The 25,600-nt window shown below is 65.8% G+C and carries 15 protein-coding genes; 10 read left to right on the top strand and 5 right to left on the bottom strand.

What is annotated here, in order from left to right:
- Positions 1-12: 12 nt before the first annotated feature.
- From ACZYGA_RS03410 to betT, 7 genes are all read left to right on the top strand, one after another.
- Positions 13-1,413, top strand: a complete 1,401-nt coding sequence (locus tag ACZYGA_RS03410; protein WP_417285802.1) for an efflux RND transporter periplasmic adaptor subunit — start codon at positions 13-15, stop codon at positions 1,411-1,413.
- Positions 1,410-4,535, top strand: a complete 3,126-nt coding sequence (locus ACZYGA_RS03415) for an efflux RND transporter permease subunit (protein ID WP_303567499.1) — start codon at positions 1,410-1,412, stop codon at positions 4,533-4,535. Before ACZYGA_RS03410 ends, ACZYGA_RS03415 begins: the two co-directional genes overlap by 4 nt.
- Positions 4,532-6,094, top strand: a complete 1,563-nt coding sequence (locus tag ACZYGA_RS03420) for an ATP-binding protein (RefSeq protein WP_417285801.1) — start codon at positions 4,532-4,534, stop codon at positions 6,092-6,094. Before ACZYGA_RS03415 ends, ACZYGA_RS03420 begins: the two co-directional genes overlap by 4 nt.
- Before the next feature lie 35 nt (positions 6,095-6,129).
- Positions 6,130-6,873, top strand: coding sequence for a response regulator (locus tag ACZYGA_RS03425; RefSeq protein ID WP_084207931.1), 744 nt, complete (start codon positions 6,130-6,132; stop codon positions 6,871-6,873).
- Positions 6,874-7,073: 200 nt separating this feature from the next.
- Positions 7,074-7,451 carry a hypothetical protein gene (locus ACZYGA_RS03430; protein WP_417285800.1) on the top strand — a complete coding sequence of 126 codons (378 nt, stop codon included), beginning with the start codon at positions 7,074-7,076 and terminating at the stop codon, positions 7,449-7,451.
- 155 nt (positions 7,452-7,606) lie between these two features.
- Positions 7,607-8,737 carry a hypothetical protein gene (locus ACZYGA_RS03435; protein ID WP_289864549.1) on the top strand — a complete coding sequence of 377 codons (1,131 nt, stop codon included), beginning with the start codon at positions 7,607-7,609 and terminating at the stop codon, positions 8,735-8,737.
- Between the two features lie 872 nt (positions 8,738-9,609).
- A complete protein-coding gene (gene betT / locus ACZYGA_RS03440) occupies positions 9,610-11,652 on the top strand; it encodes a choline BCCT transporter BetT (RefSeq protein ID WP_077378383.1) in 2,043 nt (680 codons plus the stop codon).
- A 119-nt stretch (positions 11,653-11,771) separates the two neighbouring features.
- Here the strand turns inward: betT and ACZYGA_RS03445 are convergent, their stop codons facing one another.
- The 3 genes from ACZYGA_RS03445 to ptsP are packed head-to-tail and all read right to left on the bottom strand — an operon-like array spanning position 11,772 to position 17,571.
- Positions 11,772-13,553, bottom strand: coding sequence for a PTS fructose-like transporter subunit IIB (locus ACZYGA_RS03445; RefSeq protein ID WP_417285799.1), 1,782 nt, complete (start codon positions 13,551-13,553; stop codon positions 11,772-11,774).
- A complete protein-coding gene (locus ACZYGA_RS03450) occupies positions 13,550-14,602 on the bottom strand; it encodes a 1-phosphofructokinase family hexose kinase (RefSeq protein WP_084207928.1) in 1,053 nt (350 codons plus the stop codon). The genes ACZYGA_RS03445 and ACZYGA_RS03450 overlap by 4 nt, the downstream gene beginning before the upstream one ends.
- Positions 14,602-17,571: a phosphoenolpyruvate--protein phosphotransferase gene (gene ptsP / locus ACZYGA_RS03455; RefSeq protein ID WP_077378373.1), complete on the bottom strand. Its 2,970-nt coding sequence runs from the start codon at positions 17,569-17,571 to the stop codon at positions 14,602-14,604. The genes ACZYGA_RS03450 and ptsP overlap by 1 nt, the downstream gene beginning before the upstream one ends.
- Positions 17,572-17,958: 387 nt before the next feature.
- On the opposite strand from ptsP, the gene cra reads away from it, so the two are divergent.
- Positions 17,959-18,951, top strand: a complete 993-nt coding sequence (gene cra / locus ACZYGA_RS03460; protein WP_077378370.1) for a catabolite repressor/activator — start codon at positions 17,959-17,961, stop codon at positions 18,949-18,951.
- 38 nt (positions 18,952-18,989) lie between these two features.
- Here cra and ACZYGA_RS03465 read toward each other — a convergent pair whose 3' ends face one another.
- Together ACZYGA_RS03465 and ACZYGA_RS03470 are read right to left on the bottom strand one after the other, a co-directional pair.
- Complete coding sequence (locus ACZYGA_RS03465) at positions 18,990-21,368, bottom strand: ATP-binding protein (protein WP_479398337.1); 2,379 nt, start codon at positions 21,366-21,368, stop codon at positions 18,990-18,992.
- A gap of 223 nt (positions 21,369-21,591) precedes the next feature.
- Positions 21,592-22,263 (bottom strand): putative pterin-binding protein, encoded by a 672-nt coding sequence (locus ACZYGA_RS03470; RefSeq protein WP_255304445.1) that lies wholly within the window; start codon positions 22,261-22,263, stop codon positions 21,592-21,594.
- Between the two features lie 321 nt (positions 22,264-22,584).
- Between ACZYGA_RS03470 and ACZYGA_RS03475 the strand changes: the two genes are divergently transcribed.
- On the top strand, positions 22,585-24,612 hold the full coding sequence (locus ACZYGA_RS03475; protein ID WP_255303155.1) for a metallophosphoesterase family protein: 2,028 nt from the start codon (positions 22,585-22,587) through the stop codon (positions 24,610-24,612).
- Positions 24,596-25,570 carry a histone deacetylase family protein gene (locus tag ACZYGA_RS03480; RefSeq protein ID WP_417285796.1) on the top strand — a complete coding sequence of 325 codons (975 nt, stop codon included), beginning with the start codon at positions 24,596-24,598 and terminating at the stop codon, positions 25,568-25,570. Before ACZYGA_RS03475 ends, ACZYGA_RS03480 begins: the two co-directional genes overlap by 17 nt.
- The last annotated feature ends 30 nt before the right edge of the window (positions 25,571-25,600 follow it).

A 25,600-nucleotide genomic window follows, 5' to 3' on the forward strand; every position in this document is an offset into this window, starting at 1 on the left:
TCCGGAGTCCGCATGGACAACAGCCCTGAGTCGCCAACCCCGGCATCGCCACCCTCCGCCACTGGCAGCAAGCCACCCTCCTCCCGCCGTCTGATCTGGATGCGCCTGCTGGCGCTGATCATTCTCGCGCTGGCGATAGCGCTGGCGGCCTGGTGGATGACCCACCGGCCCGGCGCCCCCAAGCGTGCGCCCAGTGACGCCCCGGTTCCCAGCGTGGAAGTGGTGACGGTCAGCCATACGGCCAGTGCACCGACACTGGAAGGCTACGGCCGCGTGATCGCCGATCGTCAGACGACCGTATCCACCCGGGTCAGCGGTCAGCTGGCCCCCTTCCCCGAGGGCATCGAGGCGGGCCGTGAAGTCCGCGCGAACCAGCTGCTGGCGAGCCTCGACCAGCTGGATTACCAGCTGGCACTGCGTCAGGCCGAGGCGGATCTCGCCACGGCAGAAGCCAGCCTCGCCTCGGAAAAGGGCGAGCAGATCCGCGCGGCCTCGGAATACAAGACCTTCGGTCGCAACCTGCCGGCGGCGCAGAAAGCGCTGGTGCTGCGCGAGCCTCAGCTCAAGTCGGCTCAGGCCGCGGTGGACAGTGCCCGCGCCAGCCGCGACCAGGCCAGACTCAATCTGGAACGTACCGAGATCCGCGCGCCCTATGACGGCCTGATCAGCGAGCGTCTGGTCGGCGAAGGCAGTGACCTCAACGCCTTCACCGACCTGCTGACGCTGGTGGCCACCGACCGCTTCTGGGTGCGTCTCAACCTCCCGCAGGCCGACATGGAATGGCTCTCGACCCATGCCCGTGACGGTCAGGGCACGCCGGTCCTGCTGTCCAGCAAGGCATGGCCGGAGGGCCAGCATCGGCGCGGCGAAGTGTGGAGCGTCCTGCCGTCCCTGGAGGACAACGGCCTGCTGACCCAGGTGATGGTGGCAGTGGAAGACCCATTGGCGCTCGACGTCTCCGAGGAGGCGCGCGCCAGCACGCCGGCCCTGCGCCTGGGCGATGTGGTGGAAGCGACTCTGACACCTCAGCGCACCGCATCGCTGATCGAGCTGCCGGTCAGCGCCCTGCGCAGTGGCCAGCAGGTCTGGGTGCTGACGGAGGATGGCTATCTGGAGAAACGTGCGGTGGGCGTGCGCCATCTGGGCAACGACACCCTGCTGATCGCCGGGGGGCTGAGCGATGGCGAGCGGGTCATCGTGAGTGCCTTGAGCAATGTCGAGGCCGGCATGGCGCTGCGTGCCCGCGGTGATGCGCCGACGCCGACCACCAGGACCCCTGATACCAAGGCGGCTGACGACAAGACGACGGCTGGCGACAAGAGCACCGCGACAGTTGAGCAGGACACCGCGACTGGTGACAAGAGCGCCACGGTTGCCGACAAGAGCGCCACGACCACCGGAAGTGACTCATGACGGCACCGTCGCGCCTCAAGGGCCCCATCCGCTGGATGCATGATCATGGTGTCGCCGCCAACCTGCTGATGCTGTGTCTGATTCTCGGCGGTCTGCTGATGTCCAGCCAGATCAAGAAGGAGGTCTTCCCCTCCTTCGAGCTCGAGATCATCAACGTCAGCGTCAGCTATTCCGGCGCGACCCCCGATGAAGTGTCCGAGAGCCTGTTGCAGGCCATGGAATCCGCGGTGCAGGACGTGGAGGGGATCGAGGAGATCACCGCCACGGCCGAGGAAGGCCTCGGCTCACTGTCCATCGAGCTTCAGGATGGCGTCGAGACCATGCGCGCCTACCAGGACATCCAGCAGGCCATCGACAGCATCACTACCCTGCCCGATGAGTCCGATCCGCCCGTCTACTCGCTGGCAGGTCGCTCGCGCAGCGTGATGGAACTCAAGCTGCACGGCCAGACGGATGACCAGACCCTGCGCAACGTCGCCGAGCGTCTGCGCCTGAGCCTGCTGGACAGCAACGACATCACCAAGGTGGAGCTGACCGGCATCCGTGACCGGGAAGTGCACGTGTCACTGGAGGAAGGGGCGCTTCGCCGTTACGGCCTCTCGCATCAGGATGTGGCCAGCCTGATCGGCAATCAGGCGCTCAACCTGGCCGGCGGCAGTCTGGACACCCAGCAGGGCGAGTACCTGGTGCGCTACGAGGCGCGACGCGACGGTGCCGCCGAGTTCGCGCAGCTGCCGGTGATCTCCAGTCAGGAAGGCAATGTCATCCGCCTGGGCGATATCGCCACCGTCACCGACGGCTTCGCCGACAGTGACAAGGAAGTGCTCTATGACGGTGAACCGGCGATCGGCCTGGACATCTATCAGGTCGGCTCCCAGACACCCAACGAGCTGTCCGCCGCGACCATGGCGATGCTGCCGGAGCTGTCCGCCAGCCTGCCGCGCGGCCTGACGCTGAGTGTCGAGGACGATGATTCGCTGGTCTATCAGGACCGTCTGGAACTGTTGCTCAAGAACGCCTGGATGGGGCTGGTGCTGGTACTGGTGCTGCTGGGCCTGTTCCTGGAAGCGCGCCTCGCCTTCTGGGTCACCCTGGGCATCCCCACGGCCTTCCTGGGCGCGATGCTGTTCCTGCCGCTGGTCGGCGTGTCCATCAACATGATCTCGATGTTCGCCTTCATCATCGCGCTGGGCATCGTGGTGGATGACGCCATCATCGTCGGCGAGAACATCCACTCGCATCGCGAGCGCGGCGCCAGCATGCGCGAAGCCGCCATCCTCGGCGCACGCGAGATCGCGGTGCCACTGGCGTTCTCGATCCTGTCCAACATCGTGGCCTTCATTCCGCTGCTGTTCCTGCCCGGCTTCCTCGGGCTGGTATTCGGCATCATCCCGCTGGTGGTGATCAGCATCTTCGCGCTGAGCTGGATCGAGGCGATCTTCATCCTGCCCGCGCACCTGGGACACACCAGCGAAAAGCCGATTCGCTGGCTGGCACCGCTGGACCGCGTGCGTCACGGCGTCCAGCACGGACTGGAGCGCTTCACGCGTCAGCGCTTCCAGCCCTTCCTCGAGGGGTGTCTGAACTACCGTGGTCTGACCGCCATCTGTGGCCTGGCGCTGCTGGTGCTGGCGATGGCCTGGATGGCCAGTGGCCGTCTCGGCTTCTCGCTGATGCCACGCGTGGAATCCAACCGCGCCGGCGTCACCGCCAATCTGCCGGTGGGCAGCCCGATCAGCCAGGACCGCGAAGTGCGCACCCTGCTGCTGGCGGCGCTGGACCGCGTGCGCGAGCGCGAAGCCGACCTGGCGGTCTTTTCCACCAGCGCCGAGATAGAAGGCAACTCGCTGAGCATCATCGCCAATCTGGACACCACGGTGGAGAACAACTGGTCGCCCTCGCAGCTGATCAAGGCCTGGCGCGAGGAAGCGGGCACCATCGCCAATACCGAATCGCTGCTGTTCGAATCCGATATCGGCGGACCGGGACGCGGCGCGGGCCTCACCATTCGACTGTCATCCTCCGACAGTGCCGCGCTGATGGCGGCCGCCGCGACCCTAGCGACCTCGCTTGAGGATTACAGCTCGCTGTCGGATATCGACAGCGGCCTGGATGACGGCAAGCGCGAGCTCTATCTGCAGCTCAATGCCTATGGACGCTCGCTGGGACTGGACGGCGCGACGCTGGCCAACCAGCTGCGCGGACCGCTGTCCGGCGCCACGGCACTCAAGCAGCAGCAGGGTCGCAATGAGGTCGAGGTCAAGGTGCTGTTGCCCGAAGCCCAGCGCGCGAGTCTGGCCCAGCTGGAGAATTTCGGCGTGCAGACGGCCGACGGCGTCAGCGTGCCGCTGGGACTGGTGGCCGACATCCAGCAGGGACGCGCCGCCTCCAGCATCCTGCGCATCGATGGTCGCCGCGTGATCGAGGTCACCGCCAACGTCACGCCGTCCGATGCGGTCAGTCAGGTGATCACCAGTCTGGAAAGCGATGTCTATCCCGAGCTGAAGAGTCAGTATCCAACTCTGAGCATCGGCTATGGCGGGCGTCAGGAGGAGACCGCCGACAATCTGGGGTCCCTACAGGTCTCGTTGCTGCTGACCCTGGCGGCGCTCTATCTGCTGCTGGCCCTGCCCTTCAGAAGCTATCTGCAGCCGCTGCTGGTGATGACGGCGATCCCCTTCGGCCTGATCGGCGCGGTGATCGGCCATCAACTGATGGGCTACGGGCTATCGGTGATCAGCCTGATGGGCATGCTGGCGCTGTCGGGCATCGTCATCAACGATGCGCTGGTCCTCATCGACTATGCCAACCGCCAGCGGCTGGCCGGAGCCAGTGCGCGTGAGGCGATCATCATGGCCGCCACGCGACGTCTGCGCCCGATCCTGTTGACCACGCTGACCACCTTCTTCGGTCTCGCGCCGATGATCTTCGAGACCTCGCGCCAGGCTCGCTTCATGATCCCGATGGCCGTTTCCATCGGCTTCGGCATCCTGTTCGCGACGGTCATCCTGCTGATCCTGGTGCCGTCGCTCTATCTGCTGCTGGAAGACCTGCAGCACAGCCTGCGTCGCCTGCTGGGACTGCCGCCCCGCCCCCCGTCTCAGGAGGAACGTGCGTCATGATCCAACCCGTGACCGCCCTGCGCTCGAGACTTTCGGTCCGCCTGTTCGTGATCCTGCTGCTGACCAATGTCGTGATCGGCGGCAGCATCTACCTGTTCATTTCCAAGAGCATGGACAAGGGCTTCGCCGAGTACCTGCAGCAGACCCAGCAGGAACGCGTCGAGATGATCTCGACGGACCTGATCAGCGCCTATGCCGCCGAGGGCAGTTGGCAATGGCTCAAGAGTCGGCGCAACTGGGGGCGTATCGTGCACTCCCGCCCGCCGAGCGAAGAGGACGGCATGATGCCCGGGCCCGGCATGTCACCGCCGCCAGGCCGGGAGGACAGCATGATGCCCGGCCCCGGCATGTCGCGCCCGCCGGGACGGGAGGACAGCATGATGCCCGGCCCCGGCATGTCGCGCCCGCCGGTCGGAGAGCAGGCCATGCTGCTGGGGCCCAACATGACGCGCCCGCAGGATTACATGCTGCGTGATGCCGATGGCCAGCGTCTCAATGGGGCACCGCGCCCCATTCCCGGCATGCAGTTCAAGGACCTGATGCTTGATGGCAGCAAGATCGGAGAACTCGGCTATCTGCCGGTGAGCGAGATGCTGAAGCGCGGCAAGGACCAGTATCTGGAACGTCAGTCGCGCGATCTGGCCATCATCATGCTCTCATCCGCCTTCGCCTCGCTGCTGGCGGCCGCCGGGATCGCCTGGTGGCTGGGGCACCGCGTCCGTGACCTGGCCTCTGGTGCCAATCGCCTGTCGAGTGGCGACTATGCCACCCGTCTGCCGGTTCGCGGGCAGGATGAGCTGTCGCGGCTGGCCGAGGACTTCAATGCCCTGGCGGCGACACTGGAGAGCAATCGCGATTCCCGCCAGCGCTGGGTCAGCGACATCTCCCACGAGCTGCGGACTCCCCTGGCGGTGCTCAAGGGCGAGATTGAAGCCATGCAGGATGGCTTCCGCCCGATGAGCCATTCAAGCCTCGGCTCGCTGGCCCAGGAGGTGGACGCCCTCAATCGCCTGGTGGCGGACCTGCGCCTGCTGGCACAGAGCGATGCCGGTACGCTGGAAGCCTGGCGCGAGCCCCTGGCGCTGGATACCCAGCTCCGTGACAGCCTGGACGACCTGCGCGGCTGGCTGGCGGATGCCGGGATCGCACTGGAGATCGACATCCCGCTGCCGCTGCGGGTGCTGGGCGACACGCAACGCCTGCATCAGCTGTGGAGCAACCTGGCCAGCAACACCCGTGCCTATACCGATGCACCGGGCAGACTCAAGGTCAGTCTGCTGCACGAAGCCGCAAGCCCCGCCCAGGGAGCCGGCCACCCCGGCTGGGCGATCGTGCGCTGGGAGGATTCCAGCCCCGGCGTGCCGGACGCCGAGCTTGCCCACCTCACCGAGCGACTGTATCGCGTCGAGAACTCGCGCAATCGCTCAAGCGGTGGCAGCGGGCTGGGGCTGGCCATCGCCAGCGCGCTGGTGAGTGCCCATGAAGGCGAGCTGGTGCCGGGGCACTCCACACTGGGCGGGCTGCGATGGGACATTCGCCTGCCGCTGTTGTCTACTTGAGACTGACTCTTTTTCATCCGCAAGGACTCTTGACCATGAGCGACATTCACGCCGACCACTCCGATGACCAGGCACAATCTCGCAAGCCACTGATTCTGGTGGTCGAGGATGAGCCCAAGATCGCCAGCCTGCTGTGCGATTATCTGAATGGCAGCGGTTATCGCACCCGCCACGTGGATGATGGCAATGCCGTCATCGCCGCGGTCAATGACGAGAGACCGGCACTGGTCCTGCTCGACCTGATGCTGCCGGGCACCGATGGCCTCACCCTGTGCCGTCAGCTGCGCGCTGAGGACGCCCTGCTGCCCATCGTGATGCTGACCGCGCGCGTCGAGGAAGTGGATCGCCTGCTGGGGCTGGAGCTGGGCGCCGATGACTACATCTGCAAACCCTTCAGCCCGCGCGAGGTGGTCGCCCGCATCAAGGCCGTGCTGCGTCGCAGCCAGGCACTCGACCAGACGCTCTCGCAAAGCTCCGCCAAGGGCCAGCTGACGCTCAACGAAGAAGGCTGGCAGGCCCTGGCGGATGGCCATGACCTGGGGCTGACCGCCGTCGAGTTCCAGCTGCTCAAGGTGATGATGCAATCACCGGGGCGCATCTTCTCCCGCGATCAGCTGATGGACCACATGTACCGGGATCACCGCATCGTCTCGGAGCGCACCGTGGATTCCCACGTCAAGAAGCTGCGCCGCAAGATCGCCAGTGCCTGGCCGGAGCGCGACGTGATCCGCTCCATCTATGGCGTCGGCTACAAGTTCGAGCCTGACGTGCTGGACTGACTCCCCGCCTCTCCCCGGGCCCGCGAACCTTTCAGCAACATGACAACCGCCGTCTGTGACCACAGACGGCGGTTGCGTTTTTGTTGCACCCGCGGTGCTAACTTGCTGTCCAACTGCGACGGATACTGTCATCACTGCCTGAGTACGCGACATCGACTGCCGCATGGGCTCGGGCTCACGCCACAAGTGAGGTATTCGCCATGTCCCACCGTCCTGCCAAGCGTGCGCGTCCTCGCACTCGTCTGATCAGTGCCGGCATGCTGAGCGTCATGCTGATGGTGTCACCGCTGACCGTGAGCAGCGCCAGCGCCGCCGATGTCTCCCTGAGCGTATTGCTGGATGGCATCAGCCTGAACGTCAGTCAGCGCGACACCCTCGACACGCAATATCGTTACTACCGCCAGCAGCGTCAGGCGGCCGAGAGCCACCACGATGCAAAGGCGCTGGCCAAGGCCCGTCAGGACTATCTGGCCAAGGTCGACAGAATCCTGAACGCCGAGCAGACAAGCCGTTTTCATCAGCACTTCGATCGCCACTACCCCGACAAGGCCAGCACGGGCAAGCAAGCCCGGCACTGACGGCCTCGTGGCAGGCTGCCGCGACAGCGTTGCAGATCCTGGCATGACACATTGCACACTTACCCGCGAGTACTTGCACAATCCCGGCACATTCGCCGCCGATACTCGCTATATCGCATGAACGCAGTTCTTTATCTCGACATACGGAGTACGCCATGAACCGCATTTCTCGCAAGCTCATCGTTTCCGGTCTGCTGACCGCCCTGGCACTGCCGATGACCGCCATGGCCGCCAGCGGCGTCAAGCAACAGGAACAGCACGACGGTGCCGCCGGCCGCCAGGCAGGCCTGGACAAGATTCTCGCCAGCTGGCACCTCAGCGATGCTCAGAAACAGAAGCTCGAAACGCTGAAGCAGCAGCAGATGGAAAGCCGCAAGCAGCTCAAGGAACAGACCTTCGACTCTCGCGAAGCACGTCGTGATGCCATCAAGGCCCAGCGTGACCAGCACAAGGCCGCCCTCGCCGAGATTCTCGACGACAACCAGGTCAAGGTGCTTGAAGCCTACTGGGCCGCAGGCAAGCCGATGCACGGCAAGCATGATGCCAAGCGCCCTGATGGGGCCGACAAGCATGGCGACAAGCCGATGGCCATGAAGGACAAGCCGGCCGGCGGCAAGCACATGGGACGCGATGGCGATCAGCGCATGGCACTGATGGGCGCCCTGTTCGACAGCTGGAACCTGGATGACGACCAGCGTGCATCCCTCAAGGATTCCTTCGATGCCATGCGCGACGACATGAAGTCGCTCAAGGAGACCGACTTCGACTCGCGTGAAGCGCGCAAGGCCGCCTTCAAGGAACTGCGCGAGACGCAGCACGAGCGCCTCGCCAAGGTGCTCAACGATGACCAGATCAAGGTGCTGGACATGATGCACCAGCGCGACAAGCGCGGCCCGAAGATGGCGGAGCGTCAACAGCGCGAGGGCATGAAGGCCCTGCTGGCAAGCTGGAATCTGAGCGATGATCAGATGCAGGCGCTCAAGGAAGTCCGCAAGGAAATGCGTGACGAGATGCATGACAGCATGAAAGAGATGCACGACGACATGCGGGATGCCATGAAGGACGCCGACACCAGACAGGAGCGTGTCGCGGCCCGTCAGGAAATGCGCAAGGAGATGAAGGAGCAGCGCCTGGAACTGCGTCAGGAAGGCCGCGAGAAACTGGCTGATGTCCTGTCCGCCGAACAGCTGGACGCGCTGGAGGCCTTCATGGCCAATGGCATGCGTCATGGCGGCCCGCACGGTGGTCCGCAGGAGGGACCGGGCGAGCCGGCTCCGCAGGCCTGATGCGCGCCACCTGAGAGGCGACTCCCCTTTTCAGGTGCCAGCCAGACACGCCCCATGAAGTGACCCTGATCGGTCTTGTGGGGAAGAAAACGCGAAAACGATGCCGCCCCGGCCGCCTTCTGGTGGTCGGGGCGGTGTCGTTTTCGTCCATTGGCGACAGAAATGTCTCTCTCCGCGACATTCCTGACGGGAGGCTCTGGCATGAGGGCTCGCGCCCGACGGATCGCGACAGGTTCATAAGAGAAAGCGACAGTCCCCCCTGTCTTTTTGGGTAATGGGGGTTATATTTTTATTGAACAATCAATTAAAATAATTTTGCGAGGCCTTGAGCATTACATGGCGTGATGATGAGAGTCGTGCTTTCCTGACTGCTGAGCTCCCCCGTCCGAGGGTTCTCTCGAACGACAGGGCATTGAGCAACGGTGTCCATGACAGAAGCCACCGCAGGGGGATGCCTGCAACCGTCAGCGGAAAGCGGACCCGGCACTGGCCGCGAAGGAATTCGCGCCGCGCAGATGTCGGAGTCAGAGATCTTGGCAAGACAGTCTCTGACGTCCAGCAGCGCCCTGTGAACGTTCACCATGATGAAGGTCGCGAGACAGTCGCCAGGCATGCCGTTGCCGAGGCGCCCGCCGACCGACCTTCGTGAATCGCCTTGAGGCCGTTCTCGCCTGCTGCCTGCGGATGGACCTGCCATACCTCCGCCTGCCAGTCGACACTGCCACCGCTTCAGCGCTACCCATGACGGGTGCTGAGCGAGGCCCGTGCCGTTCGTGTCCGTCTTTGCTGACACCCTGCCGTTGCCCCCACAGCCGCAGGCTGTCAGCAAAGCACTACGCACGAGTGAAACTTCCCCATGACAGGAGTTCCTCATGCAGAAACCCGCTTCCTCCGAGAGCGCTGCGCCGACCTCGAGTCGCATCAATCCGACGGTCTTCTACGGATCGATCATCGGTATCGTGGCGTTCCTCGCCTTCGCGATGCTGTTCACCGAACTGGCTGACCAGTGGATCGGCAATGCCCTGAGCTGGACCATCGATACCTTCGGCTGGTTCTACATGCTGGCCATCGTGGCCTATCTGGTCTTCGGTGTGCTGATCGCCTGCTCACGCTTCGGGCGCATCCGCCTGGGACCGGACGACTCGCGTCCTGAATTCTCGCTGATGTCCTGGGCCGCGATGCTGTTCGCCGCCGGTATCGGCATCGACATCCTGTTCTACTGCATCGCCGAGCCGCTGTCCCACTATGTGGCACCGGTCACGGGGGACCCCGAGACCCAGGCGGCGATCCGCAACGCCATGGTGGAAACCTTCTTCCACTGGGGGCTCTCCGGCTGGGGCATCTATGTGCTCGCCGGCATGTCGCTTGCGTACTTCAGCTATCGCCACCGCCTGCCGCTGGCCATCCGCTCGGCCTTCTATCCGCTGCTGGGCAACCGCATCAATGGCCCGATCGGCAACGCCGTGGATATCTTCGCCATCATCTCCACCGTGTTCGGGATCGCCACCTCACTGGGCATCGGCGTCATCCAGCTGAACTACGGTCTCAAGTTCATGCTGGGCGTGCCCGAGAACCTCGCCGTGCAAGCGGCACTGATCATCGGCGTGATGATTCTGGCGACGATTTCCGTCATCACCGGTGTCGAGAAGGGCATCCGCCTGCTGTCCGAATTCAACATGCTGCTGGCCACCGCCCTGCTGATCTTCGTGCTGGCCGTCAGCGACACCTCCCAGCTGCTCAACGCGCTGGTGCTCAACATCGGTGACTACCTGACCCAGTTCACCGCCAAGAGCTTCGATACCTATGCCTACACGCCGGGGACCGATGAATGGATGAGCGGCTGGACCCTGTTCTTCTGGGGCTGGTGGATCGCCTGGACCCCGTTCGTGGGCCTGTTCCTGGCGCGCATCTCACGTGGCCGCACCATCCGTCAGTTCGTGTTCGGTGCGCTGCTGATCCCGCTGAGCTTCATGATGGTATGGATGAGCGTCTTCGGTAACTCGGCCATCGACATGGTCGCCAACCAGGGCGTCAGCGCCCTGGCCACCGAAGCCCTGAACGCACCGCAGAACACCATCTATACCTTCCTGGAGCAGCTGCCGTACTCCACCATCACCACCGCCGTGGTGGCGATTCTGGGGATCGTGTTCTTCGTGACCTCCGCCGACTCCGGCGCGCTGGTACTGGCCAACTTCACGTCCATCCTCAAGGACGTCAACCACGATGCACCAATCTGGCTGCGCATCTTCTGGTCCGCCATCATCGGCCTGCTGACGCTGGCTCTGCTGATGGTCGGGGGGCTGAGCGCGCTGCAGAGCGCCGTGGTGATCACCGCCGTGCCCTTCTCCATCGTGCTGATCTTCATGATGATCGGCATGTACAAGGCGCTGATGATCGAGGACCGCAAGGAGAACGTGCGTCAGGACAACAGCTGCGTCTATGAAGGGGTCGACTGGCACGAGCGTCTGGATCACGTGCTCGACTTCGCCAAGAGCGGCAGTGCCGAGGCAACGCTGAAGCGCTCCATTCGTCCGGCACTCAATCAGCTGGCCGAAGAGCTCAACCGTCGCGGCCAGGTCTCCTCCGTCAGTGAAGAGACGGCAGAGGGCGAGCCGCTGCCGCGCGTGACACTGGAAGTCGAGTTCGAGGATGCCTCCAACTTCGTCTACCAGGTGCGTTCGGTGCGTCACCAGACACCGAGCTTCATCGATGCCAACGATGACTACTACCTGCGTCTGGCCGTCCACCTCTCCGAGGGTGGCAGCGGTCAGGAGCTCAACGGCCTGTCGCGTGCTCAGGTGCTCGATGAAGTGGTCACCGCCTATCAGCAGCATCTGGCCTTCGTGCGCAACGATACGGTCAATGAAGCCCCGGTGATGCCAGGCGTGATCGGCAAGCAGACCGACATCGACTGAGTCGTCACCCGTTGCCGAGCCTACGCTCGGCCTGCAACGCAAAGCCCCCGCCGGTCTCCCGGCGGGGGCTTTTCCATGTCTGCGCCATCACGTCACGGGTACCCGAGGCACCGGACATCTCAGGTCGCGGCGACGGTCTCGACCTGCTGTGCGCCCTTCTTGATCATCGCATAGCTGATCGCGGTCACCAGGGTGCCGGCGACGATGGCGCCCAGATACATCAGCGGCACGTTGATGGCATTGGGGATCAGCAGTACGAACAGACCACCGTGCGGCGCCAGCAGCTTGGCACCCACCAGCATCGACAGGGCACCGGTCACGGCGCCACCGATCATGCAGGTGGGAATCACGCGCAGCGGGTCCTTGGCGGCAAAGGGAATCGCGCCCTCGGAGATGAAGCACAGCCCGAGAATGAAGCTGGCCTTGCCGGCCTCACGCTCCGGTTCGGCGAACTTGGAACGTGCGATGAAGCTTGCCAGTCCCATGCCCAGCGCCGGCACCATGCCCGCGGCCATGATCGCGGCCATCGGCGCGTAGGTCTCGCTGGCCAGCAGGCCGACCCCGAAGGCATAGGCGGCCTTGTTGACCGGCCCACCCAGGTCAAAGCACATCATCGCGCCGAGCAGAATGCCCAGCAGGACCGCGTTGGCCGAGCCCATGGACTCGAGGAACTCGGTCAGCGCCGTCATCAGCCCCGCCACCGGCGTGCCGACCACGTAGATCATCACCAGCCCGGTGACCATGCTCGCCACCAGCGGGATGATCAGGATCGGCTTGAGCGACTCGATGGACTGCGGCAGCTTCACGTAGCGGCTGAGCCCCGAGGCCGTGTACCCCGCGAGGAAGCCGGCGATGATGCCACCCAGGAACCCGGCATCCAGTGTCGCGGCCAGCCAGCCCCCGATCATGCCCGGCGTGATCCCCGGACGGTCCGCGATCGAGTAGGCGATGTAGCCCGCCAGTACCGGAATCATCAGCTTGAAGGCCGAGCCACCACCGATCTGCATCAGCGCCGCCGCCAGCGTGCCCTCCTCCTCGAAGGCCTTGATGCCGAACACGAAGGACAGCGCGATCATCAAGCCGCCCGCCACCACCATCGGCAACATGAAGGACACCCCGGTCAGCAGGTGCTTGTAGGGGCCGCGCTTCTCGCCCTTCTGCTGGCCACCCTGACCGCCAGAGGCCGTGGCGGATTCCACCTCAGCACCTTCCAGCGCCTGTTCGATGGTGTCGCGCGGCTTCTTGAGCGCGGTACCGGTGGAGGTGCGCCAGACGCGCTTGCCGGCGAAGCGGGTCGGGTCGACCTCGATGTCACAGGCCAGAATCACCACCTCGGCCTCGGCGATCTCCTGTTCGGTCAGCGCATCCTGGGCACCGACCGAGCCCTGGGTCTCGACACGGGTCGGATAGCCCAGCGTCCGCCCGGCCTCGCTCAGTGCCTCGGCGGCCATGAAGGTATGCGCCACACCGGTGGGACAGGCCGTGACCGCCACGATGGACGGCCCCCGGGACGACGTGACGGGTGTCCCACCGGCAGCAGACGCGGGTGCGGCCGAGTCCGTGAGGGCCGCTATGTCCTTGCGCTCCAGCACCCGGGCACGCGAGTCGGCCAGCTCAAGAAAGGCCTGCGGGTCCGGCAGCGCATCCTCGATGGGGGCCAGATGCACCCGCTTGCCGAGAAAGTCGTCCAGCGCCACGCTGGCCAGCGGCGATGCGGCGATCAGCACCAGCTCCGCCTCCGCCAGCTGCGCCTCGCTGAGGGTGATCTCGGGTTCGATGCGCGAGCGCATGTCGATGATCGGATTCCAGCCACGACGACGCGCGGCCTGCTCCAGGCGGCGCGCCGCCAGGAAGGTGGTCGCCATGCCACTCGGGCAGGCGGTGACGATGATGACGTTCATTGGCGTGGCTCTCCGGCTGTCTCGACATCGGCAGACGCCAATGTCTCGATGCTGGTGTGTTGTTGGAGGGTCTTGAGTGTGGTGGCAAGCGGATTGCCGGGACCGGGATGGGTCACGGCCTCGGCGGAGAGTGCGGTGGCATGGCGCAGAATCCGCTTGCGGTCTTCGGGTGAGGCATCGGGCTGACAGAGCACGCCATGCAGCATGGCGGCCAGCAGGGTATCGCCGGCGCAGACGGTACTGACGACCTGCATGCGCGGCGGCCGAGCGCGCAGCATGGCGGCGCCGGGGCTGGCCCACAGCACGCCTTCCGGCCCGGCGGAGATCAGCGCCTGCTCGATGCCGTGATCGATCAGACGCCTGAGCGCACGCTCGCGGGCCGCATCACTGTCCAGCGGCTCCCCGGCCCACAGCGCCAGCTCCTGTTCATTGGGCTTCACCGCCGTGGGCGGCACCGCCAGCCCCGCTTCCAGCGCGGCGCCGCTGGTATCGAGCCAGCAGGCGACATGGCGTTCGCGCACGCGACTGACCAGTGCTGCCAGCTGGGCATGGCTGATCCCCGGCGGCAGACTGCCGGCGATCACCACCGCACAACGTGGCAGATTGCCCTCGGCCTGCTGGCGGTCGATCCAGTCATCGATGCGCGCTTCCAGGCGCGCCAGGGCGTCCTCGTCCACCCGCATGCCGGTACCGTTCACGTCGGTGACCCGGCCACTGGCCTCGCCAAGCTTGACGTTGATGCGCGTCGCACCGGCCACGCGCTCGAAGGCGTCCACCAGCCCCCAGTCGGCAAAGGCCACGGTGAAATCGGCCTGATTGTCGGCCCCCAGAAAGCCGCTCAAGGTCACCGGGTGGCCCAGCGTCGCCAGCACGCGCGCCACGTTGATGCCCTTGCCCGCGGCTTCCAGATGATGACTGCGTGCACGGTTGACCGTTCCCAGCGTCAGACTGTCCAGCCCGATGCTCAGATCCAGCGCAGGATTGAGCGTCACGCACAGCACGGGACAGTCAGCAGCCGAGTGTGATGGCGAGTGATGGGAAGCTGTCATCACACCTGCTCCTCCTGCCGGGGATGGGGTTGGGCGTTCTGTTCGATCAGGCTGTCCAGCGCACTGCGCACGTCTTCCGACGTCGGCTGCGCCAGGGCGACGCGTGCCTGTTCGCGCGCCATGGTCAGATCCAGCTCACGCACCCGCGCCTTGACCAGCGGAATCTGGCGACTGGAGACGGACAGTTCATCCACCCCCAGGCCGACCAGCACACCCACGGCCTGATCATCACTGGCCAGCTCACCGCAGACGCCGACCCAGGCACCATGGGCATGCGCGGCCGCCACCGTCATCTCGATCAGACGCAGTACTGCCGGATGCAGCCCATCGGCCTGTGCGGAGAGCGTGGCATGGCCGCGGTCGATGGCCAGGGTGTACTGGGTGAGATCGTTGGTGCCCACCGAGAAGAAATCGACTTCGGGAGCGATGCTGGCGGCCGTCAGCGCCGCCGAGGGAATCTCGATCATCACGCCGACCTGCACGTCACGCACCAGCGGCTGGCCGTGCTCGGCTTCATGGGCGGCGTCCAGCTCGCTGCGTACGCGCTCGACGATGGCACGTGCAGCGCGCAGTTCGGCAAGGTCCTTGACCATCGGGAACATCAGGCGGATCGGGCGGGAGCCCGCCGCCATCAGCAGTGCCCTGACCTGAGTCTCGAGCACTTCCGGACGCGTCAGCGCCAGACGGATGCCACGCAGCCCGAGGAAGGGATTGTCCTCTCGCGGCAGCGGCCAGTACGGCAGCGGCTTGTCACCGCCGACATCCAGGGTGCGTGCCACCAGCGGGCGGCCATCCAGCGCATCGAGTGCCTCACCGTACTGGGCGGTCTGGGTGGCGAGATCCGGTGCCTGCGGATGGGCCATGAACACGAATTCGGTCCGCAGCAGGCCGACCCCTTCGGCACCGCGCTCGACGGCGTCGCCGGCATGCGCGGTATTGCCCAGGTTGGCCACCACCTCGACCTGATGGCCATCCCGGGTGATGGCTGGCGCCATGCGGGTTTCCCAGGCCGCGGCCTGACGCTGTTCATGGCCGGCGATCGCCTCTTCGGCCCGGGCGCGGCGACTGGCGGAAGGCATCACGCTGACACGCCCGCGCTCACCATCGACGATCAACTCGCTGCCATCGGCGATCGCCAGCACGCTCGGACCAGCCCCGACCACCGCCGGAATGCCCAGTGAACGCGCCAGAATCGCGCTGTGCGAGGTGGCCCCGCCCAGGGCCGTGACCAGTCCACGCACCCGGGAGGTATCCAGACGCGCCACATCCGACGGGCCGATATCCTCGGTCACCAGCACATGCGGCGTCTCGGGGGCGCTGGGCAGCGGCGTGTCGGTGAGCACGCCAAGCACACGGCGCCCGACGTCGCGCAGGTCAGCGGCACGCTCGGCCAGCAGACGGTCCGCGAGGTTTTCCTGGGCTCGCGCGGCGCTGTCGATGGCGGACCACCAGGCAGCCTCGGCGCTGTGGCCTTCCTCGAGACTCTCGCGCGCCGCGGCAAACAGCTCCGGGTCGCCGAGCATCTCTTCGTGCATGGAGAGAATCTCGGCCATCTCGGCGCCTTCGGCCCGATTGACCAGCTCCTGCAGCTGCTCACGCGCCGTCTGGATGCCGCTCGCCAGCCGCTGGGCCTCGTGCTCGGCGCCCGCATCGCTGCGCGCCTCATAGAGAAAGCGCGGCTGATACATCACCCAGCAGGGCGCGATGGCCATGCCCGGCGAGGCCGCCACCGCCGGCACGACACTGTCGGCCTCGGGGGCTGCCACCTTGTCGGAAGCCGGCTGGGCATCCGGCGCACTGGCCTCGGGACGCTGGTCCATCAGCGGCTCCACGGACTCGCCAAGTCCTGCCTTGACCGCCGCGACCATGGCATCCAGCGCGGCCTGATTGGCCCGGGCATCCTCGCCGTTGGCACTGAAGACCAGCGTCTGGCCACGACGTGCTCCCAGCCCCAGCACCTTGGTGAGGCTGGCGGCACTGACGATACCGCCTTCCCCCTGCTCGAGGCGCAGCGAGGGAATGATGCCGAAACTCTCGCCGGCGTCCCGCGCGGCCTGCACCAGCTGCTTGGCGGGACGGGCATGCAGGCCATGTGCATTGAGCAGCGTCACGCTCGCCAGCTGTGCCGTGGAGGACTCCCCCAGCAGCCGCGCCAGCAGAGCAGAGGTGGACAGCCCCGGCAGGCGCTCGCCTGCGCCATCTTCCAGCAGCGTCAGCAGACGCTCCAGCAACACGCGGTGCTGCCCGCCATCAGCGTCCAGTGCCAGACAGGCCACGGCGTTGATGCGCCCGTGACGGGTATCCAGCGCCTTCTCGGGCGTGACCACGGACAGCGCCGGCTGGCTCACGTCCTGTCGGGACTGCACCAGCCAGATGCCCTGGCCCAGAGCGTTCGGCTCGGTCTGGAGCATCGCGGTGAGAAAGCCGTCCCCGACGCAACCGGCCTGACGCAATCGCGCCGCGCCTGCCAGCACCAGCTCATCGCGGTCGCGTGCCGGGAAGCCACACAGCACGGTATCGGCATCCAGACGTGGCGGAATCACCTCGCGGCCAAGCTCGGCGAGAATCTGCTCCGCGGTCGTCGCGGATGCCAGGCGCTCACTGACGCCTTCGCGGTCCAGCACGCGCGTCAGGGAACGCAGGATATCGAGGTGCTCATCGGACTGCGCCGCGATGGTCACCACCAGAAAGACACGGTTGCCATCGTGCCACTCCACCCCCTGCGGGAATTGCAGGACACGCACGCCGGTGGCCAGCACGGCCTCACGACTGTCGGGTGTCCCATGGGGAATCGCGATGCCCTGCCCCAGGTAGGTGGAAGACTGCGCTTCGCGAGCCAGCAGACCTTCACGATAGGCCGGCGTGGCGCGCCCACCGGCAACCAGGGCATCAGCGGCCTGATTCAGGGCGTCGCGCCAGTCATTGGCGTGGGCGGCGAGGAGGACATCCTCATGAGCAAGGCTGAGCATGGCGGGCTCCTTGAGGCCCCTCTCTGGCAAGAGGCCTGGATGTGTGACGTGCGGCGCGGGCGTGACATCTGACGCACCGGCACTTCATGGGGCGAGTACCACAAGGGTAGCGGCGGCGTGGCGTGATGACGAATACTGCTGAATCGTGTCACCTCAATGGATTCATGCTGGCCGTTTTCTTGCGCGTGATCAAGTGAATGCCATGCAGATGAGCGGTTTTCGTGACCAGACATTGGGCGTAGAGCCGCCTGTGGTGCGGGGTTGCGAGGGGTCGGTCGAGGGATACCGTCATCAGTGAGGATTTGCACCTCAGGCCACAAGTGAGCATCATTCCTCGCACATGGAGCTCGCAGGTCCCGTTCTCCCTCTTCCAGCAAGGACAGTGGCATGACCCTGGCAGAAATCGCGCGTCTTGCAGGCGTTTCACGTACCACCGCCAGTTATGTGGTCAATGGGCAGGCACAGGCACGACGTATCAGCCCACAGACGGTCGAGCGCGTGATGGCGGTGGTGCAACGCCATCACTACCGGATCGATGCCCAGGCAGCCGCCCTGCGCCGTGGGGAAAGCCGGACACTGGGGTTCATGCTGCCCGATCTGGAGAACGCCAGTTACGCACGCCTCGCCAAGCTGCTGGAACGCGGTGCCCGCGAGCGCGACTATCAGCTGTTCATCGTCTGCTCCGACGACATCCCCGACACGGAGCGCGAACTGGCCCGCATGCTCAAGGCTCGCAGGGTCGATGCCTTGATCACCGCCAGCTGTCTGGCACCGGATGATCCCTTCTACCGCGAACTGACGCTGGATGGCTTCCCGGTGATCGGGGTGGACCGCGCACTGGACACGCGCCACTTCGCCAGCGTGGTCAGCAACAATGCCGATGCCGCCAGCCAGCTGACCCGTGCGGTGCTTGAGCATTCACCACGAGACCTGCTGTGGCTGGATGCCTTGCCGGAACTCGAGATATCGCGGGAACGTGCCCAGGGCATGCGCTCGGCGCTCGAGACCCATCAGAGCCAGACGCCGCTTGAGGCGACGACACTGCACGCCGCCCGCTATGAGCGCGCCGCCGGTGCCGAGGCACTGCGCGGATACCTCGCGCACTCGCCCATGCCGGAGGCGATCGTGACCGCCTCCTACACCTTGATGGACGGCGTGCTGGACGTGCTGTTCTCGAAGGGCCCGCCTGTCAACGCCCCCAGGGCGATGGCCAGCTTCGGCGATGATCGCCTGCTCGACTTCCTGCCGTTGCCGATCCATTCGCTGCCCCAGTGCCACCAGCGCATCGCGGATACCACCCTCACCCTGGCGCTCGCCGCCATCCAGAGCGATATCACGCCGGGCCTGACCCTGGTGGAACGCGAGTTGCGTCGCCGCTAGACGCCTCACGCGCCGTCGGGCCCGGCCCCGCGACCAGCTCAGCTATCCTGCCCGCCCACCGTGGCACGATGCTCACGTATTTCCGCCAGCAGCGCATCCACGGCGGCCTCGATACGTCCCTGCGGTGCCTGCCGGGCGAGGTGCTGTTCAAGCAACTCCGCGGCGTCGCTCAGCAGGTCATGCTCCAGCGCTGCGGCACTGCCCTTGAGCAGATGCGCCTCATGGGTGAGCTGCGCCAGATCCCCTTGCGCCAGCGCGCGCGTCAGACGTTGATGCTGCTCCGTCAGCTGAGCATCGAAGGCCTTCTCGAGCTCGGCGATGCTGGCGATGTCCAGCTCATCGCGCAAGCTGGAGAGCGATGGGCTCGCCAGATGACGGGCTTGCAGCGCCGACCCTGGGCGGCCTGGCGTCTCTGCGCATGCTGCCGGCGATGCTCTCCCTTGAGCATCACGCTGAGCCTCACCCCCGATGTCGCCGCGAAGGCCAGGCCCCGGCTCGACACCCCAGTCCGGTTCCGCCTCACCCTGGTGCCAGCCGGCCAGGCCACCGTCCCGCAGCTGCCAGCGCGCCAGCATGGTGGCGACCTGGTGACGGCGCATCGGCTTGGAGAGGAAGTCATTCATGCCGGCCGCGAGACAGCGCGCCCGTTCACCGGCCTCCACATTGGCGGTCATCGCCACGATCAAGCTGGCGGTGCGTCCGTCGCGCCGCTCCAGAGCCCTCAAGCCTCGTGCCACGGCGAAACCATCCATCCGCGGCATGCGCAGATCCAGCAACACCAGCACGATATCGTCGTTTTCCGTACACCAGTCCAGCGCCGCCTGACCGCTCTCGACCACCGTCACCGCATAGCCGAGACTGCACAGCATGGCGCGCGCCACTTCACGATTGATGTGGTTGTCATCCACCACCAGCACCTTCTCTCCACGGCTGAGCGGCAGAGGCGCGTGGGAGTCGGTCTGCGGCTGGCTCATGGGGGCGAGCGGCAGCGGCAACTCGCACCAGAAACAGGCGCCTTCGCCCTCGCGGGAGTTCATGCCCAGCCCCCCCCCCATCAGCTCCACCAGTCGGCGTGCGATGGCCAGTCCCAGTCCGGTGCCGCCGAAGCGCCGCGCGATCGAGGCATCCCCCTGGGTGAAGGGCTCGAACAGGCGCTTGGCCTGCATCTCGCTGATGCCGATACCGGTGTCATTGACCTCGAAACGGACTCGCCCCGCCGGCAGCGGATGCACCATCAGGGTGATCCTGCCGTGCCGGGTGAACTTGAAGGCATTCGACAACAGGTTGAGCAGCACCTGACGCAGGCGAACGGAGTCTCCCATGACCCAGCGTGGCAGCTGGGCCGAGCGATGATCGACAAAGGCCACACGGGTACTGTCCAGTTGCGGCAGCAACAGATCGATGACGCCATCGACGGCCTGCTGGAGATCGAAGGGTCGCCGCTCGACGGTCAACTTGCCGGCCTCGATCTTCGAGAAGTCCAGCACGTCATCCACCAGCCCCATCAACACCTCCCCGCTGTCACGCAAGCTGGTGGCATACCGGTGCGCGCTGTTGTCCAGCGGCTCGGCCAGCAGCAGCTCGCTCATGCCGATGACACCGTTGAGCGGCGTGCGAATCTCATGACTCATGGTGGCGAGGAATTCGGACTTGGCACGGCTGGCCTGCTCGGCGCGCTCGGCTTCATGCTTGAGGGCCGTGGACAGGCTCAGCAGCTGCTGGCGGGCCTGCTCCCGCGCACGCGCCTGCAGCCAGACCTGGCGACTGACCAGCAGGGTCGTCAGTACCATCAGCCCGAGCAGCAACAGCATCCAATGCACGAGTCGATCGCGCTGCTGGCGTTCCTGGGTGGACTCCTCGGCAAGCTGGGCTCTCACCCGCAGCAGCAACGTCTGGGTGACGTCACTGATCTCGTCGCTCAGCGTCTGCAGCCTCGCGACAGAGGCGGCGTCCGGCAACTCTCTGCCCTCACGCCACTTTGCCTCCTTCCGCCACTCCCCCTCTTCCCGCCATACGCCCAATCGGATGTCGAGGTAGTCGATCTGGCTCATCACCTCATCGGCCAGCATGGGCACCGAGGCCAGGCTCATCAGATGATGACGGAAGTCGCCGCGCCGGAAGATGAAGGTCCGGCTGTAGAGCAGCTCGAAATCCTCCAGCACCTCCTGCCAGGCCGCACCACGCTTCACGCCCTGCGCCTGGGCATAGCGCGCGAGGGAGTTGGTGAGGGTGATGGCCTCGCGGTCCAGCTGATAGACCGTCCAGACGGCATCATCGCGAGTGCGGTTCTCGAGCTTTACCTGGTTGTGGAGGATGACACCGCCCACTCCCACGGCCGCCAGCAGCAAGGCGATGATGATGGCCATGCCGACCCACAGCGGCCAGCGTGTCCGTGGCGCCTGGGCCAGGGCATGCATGGCGTGCGAGTCTGCCTCGCCGCCCGGCACCTCATCCCGTGATGCAGGGGAGCCCGCCACCGACGAGGGGGAAGACGGCTCACCATCATGTGGATGGCCGGACGTGGACGAGGGAGACGAGAAGATCCGATTCAAGCGCGAGCCAGAGGGTACCTGAGGAAGGGGGGCCCCAGGACGAGGATGCCCGGGACGACGGCGCCCGAAGGCGACTTGACGACATCCGTCATCGCAGCACCAGCCCGTTGACCTGCCAGACGCTACGGAAGCGAATCTCTTCCGTCATCAGTTCCGGATGGGCATCGAAGGGATAGAGGATGAACAAGGGACCGAAATCCCGTACCGGCATCGGCTCGCCATCGCGGCGCGTCGCCAGCAACACCTCGTATCGCGTGATATCCGACATCGGGATATCGGCGGAAAAGTCATTGATGGCCTTCACGCTCACAGTCGAGACATCCTGCGCCACCCGCTGGATCAGCTCGCGCAGCAAGGGCCCACTGAAGCGGACGACTCCCTGGGTCCATGGCGTGTGGGTGGCATTCACGCGCGAGGGCAGCGCCTCCAGCATCGGCATGTCAAAGCGAGCCAATGGCGACGTCTCACTGCCGGCATTGCCACACGTCACCACGCCGCTGATGGTCAGCACGACCTTGCCCTTGGGCGCCGGCAGGCATTCGTTGGCCTTGAGCGGGTGAGACTCCCTTGCAGGGGGCACTGACGCGTGCGCCGCCAAGGCTGACGGGGCAAGGCCTGCCGCCAACAGAGCGAGGCACAGCGAGGAGACCCGCCGCGCCCCACGCCATGCGCGAATCGCCACGGCTGTCTTCCCGGTCTTGTCAGGCGCCACCAGAGTGCTTTCTGCCTCTGTCCAGATGGCCTTGAAGCGGCCTGCCATGCACTCTTTCATCCTGCTGTCCCATGCTATCCTGCCAACGCCACGTCCGCAGAGAGCCACAACTCTACGTCAGCCACCCTGTGCTTTGCGAGCCTGCGACAAGGCGTGCCTGACGACTCGGCTGCCTTTGAAGGCCTGCATCCGGCCCCGCTCTGAACGCTCGGCGTCGCGTCGTGTCGCCTGACCGGGGACCCACACCATGCTGCCGGCCGCGATCTGCAGCGCTGCCCATTTTCACCCGTCGAGTCCGTTTCGTTCATGACTGATTGCCCAGCGTCCCCCGAGCCTTCCCCTCTCCTGCCACGCGTCCTCGCGGGTCCGATGCTCAGGCGCGTCACGCCAGACAGCATCGTACTGTGGCTGGTGACCTCGCGCCCTCAACAGGCCCGCGTGTGGCTACTGCCGGAAGACGAGAGCCGCCCACCGCTCGCGGGGCTCCCAGATACGCCACCTGCCCGACTGACGGAGCATCTGGCCATCCCTCTGGGCACCCATGCCTGGCTGATGCTGCTGGAGGCCCATGCCGAGTCTCCCCTGCCCGCCGATTGCGCCATCGCCTACGAGCTGGCACTGAGCGAGCGCGAGGACACCGCTGACAGTAGCGCCGCGCCGCAGGACGGCGACTGGCATGGCATCGCCGAGTGGGGCCCAGAGATCTGCTACCCCGGCGAGCCTCTGCCACGTTTCCGTCTGCCGGCGAAGCTGACCCGCATCGCGCATGGCAGCTGTCGCAAGCCGCATCACGGCCTGAGTGACAAGGAGGCCGAACGCGTCTGTGCCAACGCCAGTGACAGTGCTCCTGAAGGCCCGGCCGGCGATGGTCTGGTCGCACTGGATCACTGGCTGAGTGAGCGGCGCACCACACCGCTGGAATGGCCGGAAGTGATGCTGTTCACGGGCGATCAGATCTACGCCGATGACGTCGCCGGCCCCATGCTGGGGGCCATCGATCAGGTGATCGAGCGCCTGGGACTGCCGGAAGAGACCTTGCTGGGCGCCGAGGTCTCCGACAGCCGCGAACTGCGCCAGCACCCGTCGCACCTCTATCATCGCCCGCAGCTGCTGCCGGACATGCCAGCCAATGAGGGACTGGCCGCCAGTTTCTTCGGCGCCAAGCGCAAGCCCATCTTCACCTCCACCGGGGCTGACAATCACCTGATCGGCCTGTCGGAAGTCGTCGCCATGTACCTGCTGGTGTGGTCCGACGTGCCGTGGGCGGCCCTCGGGGTCGAACTGGAAGACCCGTCAGCGCTCGAAGGCCACGACGAGGCCACCCGCGAGCGCCATGCCCGCGAGGCACGCCATCTGGCACGTTTCCGCGCTGGGCTCGGTCAGGTGCGCCGCCTGCTGGCCAACGTCTCCAGCCTGATGATCTTCGATGACCACGACGTCACCGATGACTGGAATCTGAGTGCCGCCTGGGAAAAAGCCGCCTACGGCAATCCCTTCTCGCGGCGCATCATCGGCAATGCGCTGACCGGCTACCTGCTGTGTCAGGGCGCGGGCAACGCACCTCGGGCGCTCGGTGAGCTGCTGGAGCAGGCCAGCGAGCTGTTCACGGATGCGCATGCCGACACCGAGACAGCGCCGGAGGGCCATTTCGACGTCGAGCGTCAGGAGGCGTTGATCGCTCGGCTCGAGCGCTGCGAGCGCTGGGACTATCAGCTCGAGACCACGCCGGCCCTGATCGTGGCGGACACCCGCACTCGCCGCTGGCGCAGTGAGCGCAAGCTGTCGCACCCCTCGGGTCTGATGGACTGGGAGGCGCTGTGTGAACTCCAGCAACGTCTGGTGGAGCAGCACGCGGTGGTACTGGTGTCTCCGGCTCCCGTGTTCGGGGTCAAGTTGATCGAGACGATCCAGAAGCTGTTCACCTTCGCCGGCAAGCCGCTGATGGTGGACGCCGAGAACTGGATGGCCCACCAGGGCGCCGCCAGCGTGATGCTCAACATCTTCCGCCATTCGCGCACGCCGCAGCATTTCGTGATTCTGTCCGGCGATGTGCACTACTCCTTCGCCTACGATGTGCGCCTCAGGCACCGCCGCTCCAGCCCGCACATCTGGCAGATCACCAGCAGCGGCATCCGCAACCGCTTCCCGGTGGGATTGCTTGACGTGCTGGATCGCCTCAATCGCTGGCTGTACGCCCCACGCTCACCGCTCAACCTGCTGACACGGCGTCGCAACATGCGCATCACGCCACGTCGTCACGATGCCGCGAGTCACGGCGAACGCCTGCTGAATGCCTGCGGCATCGGACTGGTGGATCTCGATGCAAAGGGCCGCCCCATCGCCATTCGTCAGCTGACCACCGAGGGCCGGGAGGTGCACTTTGTCCCACGTCGCTGAGGCTGCCTGCCCGCCACTGGCGCTGATCCATCACCCCGGCTATCGCATCGCGCTGCCCGAGAAGCATCCGTTTCCGATGGACAAGTTCAGCGTGCTCAAACGGCTGCTGGACCGCCAGTTGGCCGACTGCGCCCAGGCCGTCGAGTGGGTGATGCCCCAGCCCGCCGAGGAGGAAGACCTGCTCAGCGTGCACACCCGCCGCTACGTGCATGAATTTCTCAGTGGCACCTTGAGTCATCAGGCCCAGCGTCGCAGCGGTTTCGTGTGGAGCGAGGCCCTGCGCGAGCGCAGCGTGCTGGCGGTGGGCGGCACGCTGACCACCGTGCGCGAAGCCCTCACGCGCGGCCTGGCCTGCAATACCGCCGGGGGTACCCATCACGCCCATCCCGAGGCGGCCAGCGGATATTGTCTGCTCAACGACATCGGCGTGGCGGCGCATCAGGCGCTGGAAGATGGCGTGACGCGGGTGCTGATCGTCGATCTCGACGTCCATCAGGGCGATGGCACCGCGTTGATCTTCGCCGACGAGCCACGGGTCTTCACGCTCTCGCTGCATGCCGAGAGCAACTTCCCGGCCCGCAAGCAGAAGAGTGATCTGGACGTACCCCTGCCGAAAGGCATGGGCGATGAGGACTATCTGGCGGTGCTGGAGCGCACGCTGGAGGCGGTGCTGACGCGGGTGCAGCCGGAACTCGTGATCTTCGATGCCGGGGTCGACCCGCACGCCGCCGACAGGCTCGGCCATCTCGAACTGAGCGACCGCGGCCTCTACCGGCGCGAGCGGCATGTCATCCGGCGCTGTCGCGCGGCGGGCGCGGCCGTGGCCTGCGTGATCGGCGGCGGCTATGACCGTGATATCGAGGCGCTGGCGTGGCGACACAGTCAGCTGCACCGGGCAGCGCTGGATGTCTGGCGTGAGGCACATGGTCAGCCTGCCCTGTTCGGGCCGCCGGACTGAGCCTTGCCAACCGCCCCCTGAACGCAGACG

This window comes from Cobetia sp. BL01 (genome assembly GCF_056493605.1).